This window comes from Skermanella stibiiresistens SB22 (assembly GCF_000576635.1).
GTDB classification, from domain to species: Bacteria; Pseudomonadota; Alphaproteobacteria; order Azospirillales; family Azospirillaceae; genus Skermanella; species Skermanella stibiiresistens.
In genome coordinates this window covers 1-226 of sequence record NZ_AVFL01000170.1, presented here as the reverse complement: position 1 = coordinate 226, position 226 = coordinate 1, and the positions used below count along the sequence as shown (strand labels likewise).

At 42.5% G+C, this 226-nt stretch carries 1 protein-coding gene; it reads left to right on the top strand.

Annotated features, from left to right (window positions below):
- Positions 1-110: 110 nt before the first annotated feature.
- Positions 111-226 (top strand): biopolymer transporter ExbD (locus tag N825_RS41160; protein WP_037462668.1); only part of this gene is annotated, 116 nt, incomplete at its 3' end.

Here is a 226-nt window from a genome sequence, read left to right as displayed (position 1 = left end):
TGAAAAAATTCTCGCAAAAAATCTCCGCTGTGAAAATAAGATCACACAAGCGTAACAAAAGGTAAACAAACCCCTCCTATATTGGCTGCTTCGCTTTTGGAGGGAGTGTCATGCGTAACTGGAACGAACCGAAAAAGAACAAAGCGCACATCGAACTGATCCCGATGATCGACGTGATGATGTTTTTATTGGTGTTTTTCGTCTTGATCAGCCTGAACGTCATTCC